Below are 14,149 nucleotides of genomic sequence, written 5' to 3'. Positions count from 1 at the left end.
GCTGGCTACCACTCAGCCGTGGTCGCCGATGTGATGGTGGCGCCCCTGGCTGTGAGGAAGTTCGCACACGCGGGGCAGATCGGTCTGCTGACCACGAGCAGGCGCGGCTGGATCTGGAGGATACCCGCCGCCTCGGTCCACAGCTTCACCTCGGCATGCCACAGGTTTTCCGTCAGAACGGTCCGGGCTGGCTGTGGAACACGGATGGCGAGAGTGCCCGACCCCAGGTCGGGGAGAGCCTGCCACTGCCGCTGCGTCAGGTCCGCACGTGCTCCGACCGCGACCAGGTCGAGGCCCCCGGACGGGGTGTCGGCGTGCAGGGCACCCTGGGTGCGCCAACCGGCGCCCGCGCCGGCGATATCGGTCATGTCGTCGACCATGTCCTGCAGATGGTCGGCATCGGCTCCGCCCCCGTTGCCACAGTTGTGGACGAGGACCGGTGCCGCTCCGGCCAGCACGTAGTACGTGTGGACGTCGCCGACGGTCAGGTTGTGGACGGTCGCCCCACGGCTCGTCCACCGCTCGACTGCGGTGACTTGGACGTACGTGCCCGCGCTGGTCTGCAGCCACTCGCCGGACTCCAGGTCGGTGGCCTTGATCCAGGCATGCAGCTCCGGAACCCAGAAGGGGTGGCCGTCGGTCGCTGTGACCTGGGCCGTCTTGGCGCCCTTCTTGCCGTCGACATCGATGGTGACCTTGACGAGGTGCTTCAGACCCTGGCCCTTGATCTCGGCCGTGACCGTCTCGATGCGGGTCTCGCCCGTCTTCGGGTCGGTCGCCACGACCTTGTCGCCGGCCTTGACCTTGTCGATCGGCTTCGTGGTGCCGTCGGCCATGAGGACCTTGGTCCCGGGCACGAAGCTGTTGTTGATCGGGCAGGAGCCGCCACTGCCGCTGCCACCGCCCTCGGCCTTGCCCGAGCCGCCGCTGCCGCTCGTTCCTCCCTTGCTCTTGGACGAGCCGCCTGACGAACCGCCGGGCTTGCTGCCGCCCGACTTCGAGCCGCCGCCCTTTCCGCCGCCGCTGTGGGACGAGACCTTCGGGGCTGCCTTGGCCTGGGCCTGCTTCTGGACTCGGTTGCCTGTCTTCCTGGCTGCCGCTGCGGCTCTGTCCGCTGTTCGTTTGGCTTGTTCGGCTGCCTTTTTCTTCGCTCGCTGCGCCGCCAGTTTCTTGGCTCGCTCGATCGCGGCCTTCTTCGCTCTCAGCGCCGCCGCCTCGGCCGCCTTCGCGGCCTTCAGGACGAGCTGGGCCGCCTTCTTCGCGGCCTTGAAGGACTCGATCGCCTTGATCGTGCGCTTCACGGCCTTGATGACGGACGGGATCTTCCCGAGCTTGGTCCACGGGATCGCGTCGACCGCGATGCCGACGCAGGACCACATGTCGCCGCCGAAGCACGCCATCGCGTCGTTGATGCCGATGAAGTCCTTCAGCGTCTCCCACGCCACGGCGAGGATCACCGAGGTCATGGACTTGCCCATCATCGACTGCGCCTGCGCGACCTGCGCCGCCGACAGACCCGCGCCGGCGAGGGCCGCGGCCCGCTCGGAGGCGGTCAGCGAGATGGCCAGACCCGTCGGGTCGGACATCGTCACCGGGTTGTTGTGCGCGTAGGTGTAGCCGTTGGACTGCAGGGCGTCGTTCAGGTCCAGTACCGGGTCGGCGGACAGGAAGCGTCCGACGACGGGGTCGTAGAGGCGGGCGCCCAGCGGCTGGTAGCCGGAGGCGTCGTCCTCGGGGGCGCCGAGGAACCCGGTGTGCGTCTGCATGTTGACGCCGGTCGTGCTCGCGGCACGCTGGTTGCCGAACGGGTCCTGCTTGCGGATCCGCACCGGCATCTCGCCGCTGAGGGCGATCTCGGCGTAGGCGCTGCCCTGGTGGTCGGTCGTGATGGCGACCAGGTTTTCCGCGCCGGTGCCGTAGGCGTAACGCATGACCGCGCCGCCGGGGGCGGAGTAGGTGCGCTGGGTGTTGACCAGGACGCCGCCCTTCTGGACGGTGACCTCGGCCTCGCCCAGCATCAGCGTGGCCTGCTTGCCCTTGATGGTCAGCAGACGCGAGCCGTCGGGGCCGTAGATGTGACGGGTGTCGTTCTGCGGCGACCACTGCTGTTCGGCCTTGGTGGCGTCACAGGCGGCCAGCGCGAGCGGGGTCGAGTTCGCCGAGTTGGCGTCCTTGACCGCGACGCACAGGCCGGAGGCGACGTGGGTCAGCTGACCGGAGGCGGTCCGCTTCAGCTCCTGGGCAGCGGAGCCGTTGCACTTCTGGAGCTGGAGCGCCGATCCGGCCGTGTTGGCGGCCGGCTGCACGCACCAGTCGTCGTAGACGTTCAGCGTGCCCCGGTTGGGGTCGGTCTGCGTGGCGCCCGGGGTGGCGCTGAAACGCCAGTTCTGCGCCGTGGAGGCGTTGCAGGGGTACAGCTGGAGAGCCTGCCCGGCGGCGGCCAGACCGCTCTTGAGGTCCAGGCACTTGTCGGCGAGGCCCACGTACGGGGTCTTGCCGCCGGTGCCCTGACCGGTGATGCGGTCGACCTTGCCGTCGTACGTCCAGCTCAGCGACTGCTTGTCGCCGTTCTCGACGGAGGTGACGGTCTTGGTCTCGCCGGTGAGCTCGTACAGACGCTCCGCCTCGGCCTTGACCTGCGCGCCGGCCGGCGTGGTGTAGGTCTTCGACACCTTGGTCAGCGTGTGCGGCTGGGTGCCGTCGGCCTTGCCGTAGGCGTAGGTGGTCGTGGCGTCCTTGGCGGTGTCGCCGGTGAGGTCCTTCTCGGTCAGCTTCTTGCGGTTGCCGAGCAGGTCGTACTCGTACTCCTGCCAGTAGCCGGAGTTGTCCTTGCCGGCGGCCACGTTGAGCGTGCCGTCGCTGTTCTTCGGGCCGGTGCAGGCGGTCTGGTCCTTGGCGGTCCAGGCCGACTTCAGCTGTCCCAGCGGGTCATACGTGAAGCACTGCCGCTCCTCGATGCCGAGGGAGCCCTCCTGCACGGAGGTGACGTTGCCGGACGGGTCGTAGGCGTATGAGCGCTGCGAGACCAGCCACGGGTTGTTGGGGTTCTTGCCGACGAGGGAGGTGTCGCCGGGCTTCTCGCGGAAGACGGACTGCTGCTTGAGCTCGCCGCTGGACTCGTCGAACGTGTTCTGCGTCCACACCCGGTAGGGCTGGGCGCCGAGCGTGGAGCGCAGCACCTGGCCGTAGGGGTCGTAGACCGTCTCGGCGCCGTACCAGTCCTTGCCGGAGATGGAGAGCGGCTTGCCCTCCTTGTTGTAGCGGACGACGAGCTTCTCGGCGTCGAGCTTGCCGACCTTCGGCAGCGTCGACTCCTCCAGGACGCCGTTGTCGCTGTACTTGTAGGAGTACGTGTACGACGTGTCCAGGCCCCAGGTGTCCTTGAGGGACTGCGGCAGGGTCAGCGTGGTCGAGGTCGGCTGGTAGTCCTTGTCGTAGCCGTTGACCTGCTGGGTGTAGGCCTCGCCGTCGGTGTAGCGGGTGGCGGTGTGGGGCATGCCCTTGCCGCCGGGGGCCAGGTCGTAGGTGAAGCCGGCCAGGAGCGGGCCGTCAGCGGTGTTGAGGTGCTGTTCGGTGGGCCGGGACAGCAGGTCGTAGCTGTTCCAGACCTCGGTGCCGCGGGCGTTCCTGGTGTGCAGTACGCGGTCGTACTTGTCGTACCAGGTGGTGGTGGTGCCGCTGTCGGGATCGGTGGCGGTCTCCTGGCGGCCGCGCTTGTCGTACGTCCACGTCCACGGGTGGGCGGTGTCGGCGGAGTTGGTCGCCTTCACCAGCTGGCCGCGGGTGTCGTAGTCGTACTTCATCGACGTGAAGCCGCCGGGTGCCGCGGCGTTGAACGTGTCCACGCGCTTGGTGCGGCCGAGGGCGTCGGTGTAGACGCGGTAGTCGGAGGTGCCTTCCGGGTTGTCGACCTTGGACCAGTCCAGGCCGTACTCGTAGCGGGTGGCCCGCGCCGGGACCGGCTCCGACTTCGACTCGCCGGTCAGCGGGTCCGTGACCTTGAGGACCGGGGTCTCCTGCAGCACGCGGCCGGAGCCGTCGTAGGTGTAGCGGGTGATGTTCGGGACTTCGGTGTCGCTGACCGGGCTGAACAGCTCGCCGGGCTTGGCCTCGAACGTCAGGTAGGCGTTGTTGGTCTGCCACACCTCACCTGAGCTGTTGTACAGGGTGTCGGTGATCAGATGGCCGCCGCCGTCCGCCTGCTCCTGCGTCTGCCGCTCGCGGCCGAGTCCGTCGTAGAGGGTGACGGAGGTCTCGACGCGGTCGTCGTAGCCGCGCGAGTAGGTGGTGACGTAGGGGGGCTTGCGGTCCTCGCCCTCCTTGTACTCGGGGATGGTGTAGACGGCCCGGAAGTCCGGCACGGCCGAGTCGGAGGGGGCGCGGTCCGCCGCCCAGGCCTTCACCAGCCGGCCCAGGGGGTCGAACTCGGCCTGGGTGACGTGGTTGTTGGCGTCGGTGGTCTTCAGGGTCGTGCCGCGGCCGGGTTCGACCTCGCGCGTCTCGGCGTGGCCGAGGGCGTTGGTCTCCACGACGGTGAAGACCTGACCGATCGCGGGCTTGTAGGTGATGGTCCCGGAGGTCTTGTAGTCCATGTCGGTCATGCGGGTGACACGGCCGACGTCGTCGAACTCGGTGGTGCCGCCGGTCTGCCAGCCGGTGCCGGCGTCGTTCAGCGACCAGGACTCGGTGGCCTCGCCCTTGGTGGTGGTGGCGAGCGCGGCTCCGTAGGTCTGGCCGTCGTAGGCGGTACGGGCGCCGCCGGTGAGCGTGGCCAGGTCGCCGAAGTCGGCGGCCGCGCAGGTGGTCGGGGAGACCAGGACCTGCTTGGTGAGGCCGATGATGTTCTTGGCGGTCTGGTGGACGTACTCCGACCTGGTGCAGGACTCGTCGCCGGACTTGCCGGTGTCGCCGAGGGATTCCACCAGGGTCGGCAGACCGTACTCCGGTTCGTACGTGGTGCTCGTCTTGACGGTCCGCTCGGTGCGGGGGTCGTCGGTGTTGGTTCCGGAGGACTTGGTGTACGCGATCTCGGTGGGTTCGGTGACGCGCCAGGCGTACAGCGGGTCCAGGCCGTCGTCGCGGTCGCGGTGGGCGAGTTCGGTGGCGGCGGGGACGGTGACGCTGCGGGAGACCCAGTCGGTGTCGGCGTCGCCCGGCTCGTTGTAGTCGAGTTCCTCGGCGATGCGGCCGGCGAACGCCTCGCGGTCCTTGGCGATCTCGGCGCCGGTGATGTCCTTCATCGACACGGTGTCGCCCATGCCGCGGAAGAACCGGGTCACCGACTTCGACCGCTTGGAGCCGATGTCGGCGTTGTCAGCGCCGGTGATGACCGTGGTCTGCTCGACGCCGGCGAACTGCGAGTAGGTCCGCGTGGACTTCTTCGTGAACTCCGCGTCGGCGAGCTTCCAGCCGGGGTTCTTGTACAGGTACTCCGTCTTCGTGGCGAACGCGCCGTCGACGTTGGGAAGTTCCTCGATGGTGTCCACGACGTACTTGTGGAACCAGTCGATGTCCTCGGCCTCGGGATCCGGGGACCAGAACATCGGGTAGCACAGCCGGGTGTTGGCCTTCAGCCCGGCCTTGTCCTTCTTGTCCGGCAGGCCGGTGCCGGTGGCGCAGTCGCCCTCGGCCGGCTTGTAGGTGACGACGGTCTCGCCGCCGTACTCGTTGATGACGCGGCCGATGCGCAGCCGGGAGAAGCCGGGGCGCGGGTCGTTCGGGCGCATCACCCGGTTGGGCATGTTCTCGGCGTTGGACTCGAAGCGCACCGCGTTGACGGTGGCGGTCTTGCCCGCCCGGTCGTAGCCGGTGCGCTGGACGGACTCCAGCCACAGGGCGGTGTTGGGGCCGGTCTTCAGAACCGGGAAGTTCTGCTTGAGGGTGTGCTTGTCGACCGTCTGACGGGCGGTGGTGCTGGTGAGACGCTGCGCCTCGGTGGTGATCTCCGTCAGGCGCTTGCGGCTCCAGAACGACGGGCCGGCGTTCCAGCACTTCCTGGTGTATGTGGAGGTGACGGCCTTGCAGTTGAGGTCGGCCGGGGTGTCGTACCAGATGCGGTACTTGCCCGGGTCCTTGTCCTCGAAGTTGGCGTCCGAGCAGGCCAGGCCGCCTTCGGGCAGGCACCGCTCCTCGACCTTGAACTTCACGCTGGCCGGGGCGGTCGCGGTGAACAGGGTGTTCGCGCGCTGACCGTAGTCGATGTGGTCGAGCCAGCCGTCACGGTCGTAGGGGACGGGCTTCTTGAAGTCGAAGTTGCGGGCGTAGTAGTTCCGGTCCTTCTTCCACCACAGGGACATGGCGTTGCCGTGGACGTCCTCGACGTAGTCGAGGTTCCAGCGCCAGGCCTGGGTGCAGGCGGAGCCCTTCCAGTCGCCGGCCTTGTAGCAGTCCTCGCCGTCGTGGTTGCCGTACACCGGCACGGTCAGCACGGAGTCGGTGACCGGCCGGCCGCTGTCCCAGCCCGGCAGCTTGTGCTTGCCGAAGTGGTACTTGGTGCCGTCGCGGGTGGTGACGACCCAGTACTCGCCCTTGTAGGCGCCGTTGCCGGACGTGTCGTCGCGGACCCGCTCGATCTTCGAGCCGTCGCCGTTGGCGGTGAACCACTCGCCCTTGCCCTGGTTCTTGTCCTTGTCCCAGACCAGTTCGGTGGTCATCCCGCCGAGCGAGAGGGTGGCGTTGTTCGAGCCCCAGCACAGGTCCGCGGTGCGGTGCGTCTTGTTGTTGGAGCCCTCCTTCTTTGAGTCCTGGCGGCAGTTGGCGTACGTCCGGGTGATGGAACCCGGGTTGTAGTCCCAGCCGTCGCCGATCCAGGAGGCCTGGTTGTTGGAGGCGGAGGTGCGGCCGTCGACGGACTGCGAGGAGTAGCCGAGGGACACCTTCGGCATGAGGCCACCGGCGGTCTCGGGCACCTGCACGTCGTAGGAGTAGGTGAACGCGCCGGAGGAGGAGCCGGCCGACCAGGAACCCGACGACAGCAGCGGCGAGGCGGTGAAGTCGCCGGAGGCGGAGGCTCCGGTGTCCATGGCGCCGACGACCTGCGGGCCGGAGGCGTCCACGACGGGCAGGACGTCGCCGCTTCGGAAGGAGGCCGTGCGCGCGGAGGCGCCGGACGTCGTGCCGCCCGGGTTGCCGCCGAGCAGGTCGGAGACCGGGACGGAGCCGGTGAGGATCTTGCGTGTGGCGGCCTTCTTGGCGGCGGTGGTCTTGGTGGGCGCCTTCTGCGCCGGGACCACCTGGACCGAGCTGCGCAGCCGCTCGGGCTGCTGCTCGTCCTTGCCCGACATGGTCGTCGTACCGGTGTCGGGAGCGCAGTCGCCGCTGTCGGGCGCGTCCATGACGCAGTTGGGCAGCAGGACGAGGCCGAAGCGGTCGGCGGCCTGCGGGCCGTAGAGGTCGGCGAAGCCGGTGGTGTCGACGGCGAGCGCGACCTGCGCGGTCGGGTCGGCGGTGGCAGGCGGCGTGACCTTCATGATCAGGCCGGACACGTTGGCGTCCTGGGACGTGCTGGGCGCGGCCAGGTCGACCTTCCACTCACCGGCGAGCGCGGCCGGGTCGGCGCCCGCGGGCACGCCGACGGCGATCGGCAGGTCGTCGACCGGGACCGTGGTGCCGGGCGTGGTGTCCGCCTTCAGGGTGGCGACACCGGTGTCCTTCGCCCAGGGCGTCACCGCGGTCGGCGCGTAGGGGTCGACGGGGACCTCGGGCGCGGTGGTGAGGTTCTTCTCCGCCTCCTCGTCGGCCGGGAGGGCGGTGCTCTTCGGCAGATCGGGGAGCTTGACCTGCTCGCGCGTCATGCCGGGGCCGGGTATCGCCCATGCCTGCGCGCTGAGGGTGCTCACCAACAAGGCCGAGGACAGCATTAGGACGGTCGCCGCACGGCTTCGCCGGCGGCGCCGTCGTTGTGACTCCGTTCTGACCGGGCGCGAACGCCCCAGCCACGACGGCGGACTTTGAGCACGCATACGCGTCGACCCCACCAAGGCATGCAAGAAGAAAGACAGATGGCGATCGCACCCTCTGTCATGACCCGCACACAGTTCAACGCCGTTCCAGGGAGGGTTCCGGAGGTCGGTGTGAGCTGCCCCACGGGACAAGTGGTGACTGATCATCAACTCTTTGCCCAAACAGACCAGATGGCCGAAGCACGCTCTTATGGCCGCACTTCAGGTGAGCAAATGCCGCAAGTCGCGACACGATCAACAACCGCCAAAACACTCACCATTGCATCGTCACAGGTTCCTAAAATCTTCATATGTGGACCTGTTGAGCAGATCGTGTGATCGTGTCCGCGCCCCTGCCCCGCGCCGACCGGGGCCGTACGTGCTGTCTGCATCGTTTGCGTTGTTCGCGTTCGTTTCCATCCGCCTGGTTCACACGGGAGTAGACCGTCGCCGTGTCCGCGCCGCCTCGTTTTCTCAGCCCCTTCGTGCGCACGCGCACCAGGTTGGCTCTCAGCCTCGGCCTCGTACTGGCCGCCCTGACCACCGCGCTGCTGCCGTGGTGGCACCCTGACGACCCGTCACCTCCACAAGCCCGCAAGGCGACCGACGCCCGGCAGGCCGGCACCGGCCCGCGCGACCAGGCGGCCGCCCAGGCCGAGGCCCGGCGAACCCGCAAACCGGTGCTCGTCGACACCTCCACCACGGCCGACTCCCAGACCTGGGCGCAGCCGGACGGACAACTGCGCACCCGGATCACCGCCCTCCCCCAGCGGGCGAAGAACGCCGCCGGCGTCTGGGCGCCGATCGACAACCGGCTGCGACGGGTGAAGAACGCCGCCCGCGGTCTGGGCGTCCAGCCCGTCAACCCCGCCCGGCCGGTCCGCTTCGCGAGCGGCAGCGCGGACAAGGACACCGCCCGCGCCGACCGCTCCTTCGCCCGGCTGCCGCTGACCGACGGCCCGCGGGCGCAGGAGACCGTGCTCGCCGAGGTGGACGTCGACGGGCACACCGTCGCCTACACCTGGCCCGGCGCGCTGCCCGAGCCGGTGCTCGACGGCCCGCGCGCCCTCTACTCCGAAGTGCTCCCCGGGGTGGACCTGTTGCTGGTCGCGCGTGAGGAGGGCGGCTTCGCCCAGCTGCTCGTCGTCAAGAGCGAGGAGGCCGCGCGGAGTGAGGCGCTGGCCACGGTGGCCTACGGGCTCCGCTCGACGACGGCCGTGTTCCGCGAGGACAAGGGCAGCACCCGTGTCGTGGTGCAGGACCGCTCCGGCAAGGAGGTCGGTTCCATCCCGACCCCGTTCGCCTGGGACTCCAGCGGCCGCGACCCCGAGCTCGACGAGGACCGGGGCGCCCCGCGCACCTCGGTCGCCACACCCGCCGACGTGCTGAAGCTGTCCGGCCTGAGCGGCATCGAACCGGGCGCGCACAGCGCCCCGGTGCCTGTCCGGCTCGCCGGCGACGGCACCGGCGCCGCCCGCCTGGACCTCCAGGCCGCGCGGAGCGGCCTGTTCACCGACCCCGACGTGAAGTACCCGGTGTTCGTCGACCCGCCGCTCAACACCGGCTGGGCGGCGTGGACCGTGGCCTACAAGCCGTACCCGAACAGCAGCTTCTGGAACGGCACCAACTTCAGCTCCGGCACCTCCGACGCGCGCGTCGGCCGTGAGAACGACACCAACGGCACCGCCCGCTCCTTCTGGCGGATGAAGTTCAGCAGCAGCCTGAAGGGCGCGGACATCTCCAGCGCCACCTTCAAGGTGCTCAACAACCACTCCTGGTCGTGCACCAAGCGCGAGTTCCAGCTCTGGCTGACCGGCGCGATCTCCTCCGGCACCACCTGGAACAAGCAGCCGAGCTGGTCCTCGGAGATCCAGCGCAAGTCGTTCGCGCACGGCTGGTCCTCCTCCGAGTGCAAGGACGAGTACGAGGCCTTCAACGTCGAGTCGGCCGCCCAGAAGGCGGCGAACGGCGGCTGGTCGAGCATCACCCTCGGCATGCGCGCCACCAGCGAGTCCGACACCCAGACCTGGCGCAAGTTCCAGGCGACCAGCGCGACGCTGGAAGTGGCCTACAACCGGCCGCCCGCCACGCCGAGCAGCGTCACCAGCAAGCCCGGCGGCGCCTGCAACCAGACCGCGGCCGGGGCGACCGTCGGCAAGACCAACCTGGTCCTGTCGGCGAAGTCCTCCGACCCGGACGGCAACCTCAAGGGCCTGCGCTTCCGCTTCTGGAAGTCCGGCGCGACCGCCCCGGCGGGCACCCTCGTCACCAACCTGTCGAGCGGCACGGCCAGTCTGACCGTCGCCGCGAGCACCCTGGTCGACAAGGGCGTCTACTTCTGGGACGTGCGCGCCGAGGACAGCAACAACCCCACGGCGGTGTCCGCCTACTATCCGACCAGCGGCAACCGCTGCACCGTCACCGTCGACGGCTCCGGCCCGCCGCCGCCCGACGTGGACAGCGACACCTTCCCCGAGGCCGCGCCCGACGCCCAGACCTGGGCGAAGGTCGTCTTCGGGCAGAAGGGACCGGTCACCTTCACCTCAGAGGGCGCGACCAAGTTCCGCTGGTCCATCGAGGGCAACGACCCCGAGGAGGTGCCCGCCACGAACAACACCGCCACCCTGTCCGCCTTCGAGCCGGCGCACGCGGGCCCCAACACCCTCCAGGTGTACGCGTACGACTCCCTCGGCAACCCCAGCAAGCGCACGGACTACACGTTCTACGTGCCGCCGCGGGACAACGCCGACGGCCCGATGGACACCGGGGGCGACGGCGTGCCCGACCTGCTGCTCGTCAACGCCGACGGCAACCTGCGCACCTGCGTGGGCGGTGACAACGGCGACCTGTACAACTGCCTCGCCGCTTCTTACGACGCCGCGAAGAAGCCCGACCCGCAGGGGCACTGGTTCGACCCGGCCACCGGCAAGGCGGCCCTGATCGCCCACTACCAGGACACCTATCCCGGTGACGGGGCCACGGACCTGTTCGCGGTCTCCCCGGCCGGTGACTTCTGCCTCTACCCGGGCGACGGCTACGGCAGCTTCGACGTCACCGACCGGATGGAGATCCGCCTCCCCTCGAACGCCCCGGCGCCCTCGACGTGGACGCAGATGAAGGCCGTCGGCGACATCACCGGCGACAGGCTGCCCGACCTGGTCCTGCGGGCCGGCCCCGCGCTGTGGGTGCTGTCCGGTTACACCGGCGCGACGTTCCAGACGGCCACGCAGATGAACTCGGACGCGTGGGCCCGCCGTGAGGTCGTCAACGTCGCCGACATCAACGGCGACAACACGCCCGACCTGCTGTGGCGCAACCTGGACAACGGCAACATGTACGACCGCCAGGGCAAGCCCGGCGCGGTCGCCGGCAGCGTCGACCTCAACTCGCTCAAGCTGGCGTCCGACTCGCTCACCGGCAAGGACGAGCCGTACGGCACCAGCTGGACGGAGGCCAACGTGCCCACCGCCATCGGCATACCCGACGTCAACAAGGACGGTGTCCCCGACATCTGGGCCCGCCTCGCCTCCGACGGGTACACGCGGATCTACAACCCGTCGCGGACGAACACCAACGCCCCGGTGAAGGTCGTCCTGACGGTGAACTGGAACACGGTCAAGGCCTTCGGCTGAGCCGAGCCCTACGACAGCCGGGCCCCGGCCACCCTCTCAAGGGGTGGCCGGGGCCCGGCTGTCGTACCCGCCGCCGGTCGTCAGACCAGGTCGTTCTTGTAGAAGATGCTGGAGCGGCGGTCACCCTCCTCGCCGGTGGCGAAGCCGAGGAACAGACGCGACTCACCGGCGTCGGTGCGGTAGATGGCGAGCCCCTCGGGCTCCCGGTAGCTCAGCGTGGAGCCCGCCTTGGTCAGCGTCGGACCCTGGGCTATGGCACCGGTGTTGACGTTGATGCTCGTCAAGTAGGTGTTGCCCGGGTCCTTGTTGGTGTCGGAGTAGGCGGTGCCGGTGAGGAAGTACATGTACGAGCCGTAGAGCGTGTAGCCCTGCGGCGTACCGGAGATCGCCGGCGGGGTGAACTTGACCAGCGGACTGCTGAAGTCGCCGCGGTCGGCGTCGGCGACGTCGTAGACGGCGATGTGCTTGCCGCCGTCCTTGTGGTAGCGGACGATCATGCGGTTGTAGACGGGGTCGATGGAGCAGGTGTACTCGCTGGCGCCCGAGATCGGCTGGAACCGGCCGAAGCTGGTGGAGGAGGCGTCCAGGGTGGTGCCGGCGCTGTACTTCACATAGGCCAGCTTGGTGCCGTAGCCGTTGCCGTTGGCTTCCGTCTCGATCCACAGGTAGCTGGAGGAGCCCGACGGGCGGACGCCGAACGCGACACCGTGGCCGAAGCCGTTGAGGTGCATGTACGAGACGTAGTTGCCGTCGAAGTCCAGCTGGCTGATGCACAGGTCGCCGTCCTCCTCCGCGCTCCCCGAGCGCTTGGCGGCCACGAACAGGCGCTTGTTGACGGAGTCGAAGGCGAAGCTCTGCTGGACCCGCACGCTGTGCAGTTGCTTGCTGCGGAACAGGTCGTAGGACGGCTGCGACAGATCGAACCGGGCGCTCGCCGGGACCGCCGCGGACGCGCTCTGGGCGCCGTACCCCAGTCCGATCGCGGCGAGACCGGCTCCGGCTCCGGTGCGCAGAAGTCCGCGACGGGAAAGGGGCGAACGGAAGGCTTCGGCCATGGCGCAACTCCTGAACTGCGACGAGCGATGAGATCAACATCAACAACCGTACGCAGCGCGGGGAGTGCGATCATGCGATGGTCCGGGGAACTCACCCGCTTCTCCCCCATACCTCCACAGGGCGGATACCGGGGGGACACATCGCGTGAACGCTGCCTTGCTAGGGAGTGGTTGACGGGGCGTCGGTCAGAAGACCGGGGTTCAGACGTCGGCCTCGGCCGCGCGCCGGACCGGCATCATCGTCTGCACCTCGTCCTTCGGGAGAGCAGCGCCACCACTCCCCCGTGGCTTCAGCCGACCAGGTGCGCCGGTCCCCCGACGCGGGCACAGGCAGGGGCCCGTGCGGCCCGGGGCTTCCCGGAGCGGCGCGTTCAGTGACGTGGGTGGGAGTTGAGGCGGGCTGCCTGGCGGGTCAGGTGGTCGCGTTCGGCGAGGTCGTGGGCCTTGCGGGCGGCCTCGGCGTACAGCCTCGCGGCGGTCGTCGGGTCGCCGTCGCGCTCGTGGAGGTAGGCGGCGACCGCGGTGTGGCGGGGCAGCGCGGCGTCCAGCTCGGCGAGTGCCGCGAGTCCGGCGCGCGGGCCGTCCGCCTCGCCGACGGCGACGGCGCGGTTGAGGCGGGCGACGGGACTGTCGGTGAGGCGGATGAGTTCGTCGTACCACTCGACGATCTGGACCCAGTCGGTCTCCTCGGCGGTGGGCGCGTCGGCGTGGAGGGCGGCGACGGCCGCCTGGGCCTGGTACTCCCCCAGCCGGTCGCGGGAGAGGGCCTTCTGCAGCACGGTGATTCCTTCGGCGATCGCCTCGGTGTCCCATCGGCCGCGGTCCTGCTCGGCGAGGGGCACCAGGCTGCCGTCGGGGGCGGTGCGGGCGGCGCGCCGGGCGTGGTGGAGCAGCATCAGCGCGAGCAGGCCCGCGACCTCGGGGTGGTCGATCGCGGCCGCGAGCTGCCGGTTGAGCCGGATCGCCTCGGCGGCCAGGTCGACGTCCCCGGAGTAGCCCTCGTTGAACACCAGGTACAGGACGCGCAGCACGGTGGCGACATCGCCGGGACGGTCGAAGCGCACGGTGGAGACGGTGCGTTTGGCCCGGCTGATCCGCTGGGCCATGGTCGCTTCGGGCACGAGGTAGGCCCGCGCGATCTGGCGGGTGGTGAGTCCCCCGACGGCGCGCAGGGTGAGGGCGACGGCGGAGGACGGTGTGAGCGACGGGTGGGCGCACAGGAAGTACAGCTGGAGCGTGTCGTCCGCCGCGGGCGCGGGGCCGGGAGCCGGCTCCTCGTCCACGAGGTCCTCGCGCCTGCGGCGGGCGGCGTCGGCACGGGCTGCGTCGAGGAACTTGCGCCAGGCGACGGTGATCAGCCAGCCCTTCGCGTCGCGCGGCGGGTCGGCCGGCCACACGCGGACCGCCTCGACCAGGGCTTCCTGTACGGCGTCCTCGGCCGCCGCGAAGTCGGCTCCGCGGCGGACGAGGGCGGCGAGGACGCTCGGGGTGAGGCTGCGGAGCAGGGCCTCGTCCATCGGCC

General features: G+C 69.6%; 5 protein-coding genes. 2 read left to right on the top strand and 3 right to left on the bottom strand.

From position 1 onward, the window contains the following. Nucleotides 1–5 precede the first annotated feature (5 nt). The gene (locus ACIOC0_RS05420; RefSeq protein ID WP_402152670.1) at nucleotides 6–7,859 is read right to left on the bottom strand and encodes a ricin-type beta-trefoil lectin domain protein; all 7,854 of its coding nucleotides are present in this window, start codon (nucleotides 7,857–7,859) and stop codon (nucleotides 6–8) included. A 141-nt stretch (nucleotides 7,860–8,000) separates the two neighbouring features. On the opposite strand from ACIOC0_RS05420, the gene ACIOC0_RS05415 reads away from it, so the two are divergent. Beyond that, entirely contained in the window at nucleotides 8,001–8,279 is a 279-nt protein-coding gene (locus ACIOC0_RS05415) for a hypothetical protein (protein ID WP_402152668.1), read from the top strand. Between the two features lie 146 nt (nucleotides 8,280–8,425). After that, nucleotides 8,426–11,572, top strand: coding sequence for a DNRLRE domain-containing protein (locus tag ACIOC0_RS05410; protein ID WP_402152666.1), 3,147 nt, complete (start codon nucleotides 8,426–8,428; stop codon nucleotides 11,570–11,572). A gap of 80 nt (nucleotides 11,573–11,652) precedes the next feature. Here ACIOC0_RS05410 and ACIOC0_RS05405 read toward each other — a convergent pair whose 3' ends face one another. Both ACIOC0_RS05405 and ACIOC0_RS05400 read right to left on the bottom strand, forming a co-directional pair. Then, a complete protein-coding gene (locus ACIOC0_RS05405; RefSeq protein ID WP_402152664.1) occupies nucleotides 11,653–12,627 on the bottom strand; it encodes a teichoic acid biosynthesis protein C in 975 nt (324 codons plus the stop codon). 371 nt (nucleotides 12,628–12,998) lie between these two features. Then, nucleotides 12,999–14,144, bottom strand: a complete 1,146-nt coding sequence (locus tag ACIOC0_RS05400; RefSeq protein ID WP_402153228.1) for an RNA polymerase sigma factor — start codon at nucleotides 14,142–14,144, stop codon at nucleotides 12,999–13,001. Nucleotides 14,145–14,149 lie beyond the last annotated feature (5 nt).

This window comes from Streptomyces sp. NPDC088254, from assembly GCF_044740925.1.
Lineage (GTDB): Bacteria > Actinomycetota > Actinomycetes > Streptomycetales > Streptomycetaceae > Streptomyces.
The sequence above is the reverse complement of the archived record's forward strand: the minus strand, read 5'-3'. Positions and strand labels throughout refer to the sequence as shown.

Coding starts and splice junctions, on each gene's coding strand:
- ACIOC0_RS05420 (WP_402152670.1), bottom strand. CDS start 7,859: ATGCTGTCCTCGGCCTTGTTGGTGAGCACCCTCAGCGCGCAGGCATGG.
- ACIOC0_RS05400 (WP_402153228.1), bottom strand. CDS start 14,144: ATGGACGAGGCCCTGCTCCGCAGCCTCACCCCGAGCGTCCTCGCCGCC.
- ACIOC0_RS05415 (WP_402152668.1), top strand. CDS start 8,001: ATGGCGATCGCACCCTCTGTCATGACCCGCACACAGTTCAACGCCGTT.
- ACIOC0_RS05405 (WP_402152664.1), bottom strand. CDS start 12,627: ATGGCCGAAGCCTTCCGTTCGCCCCTTTCCCGTCGCGGACTTCTGCGC.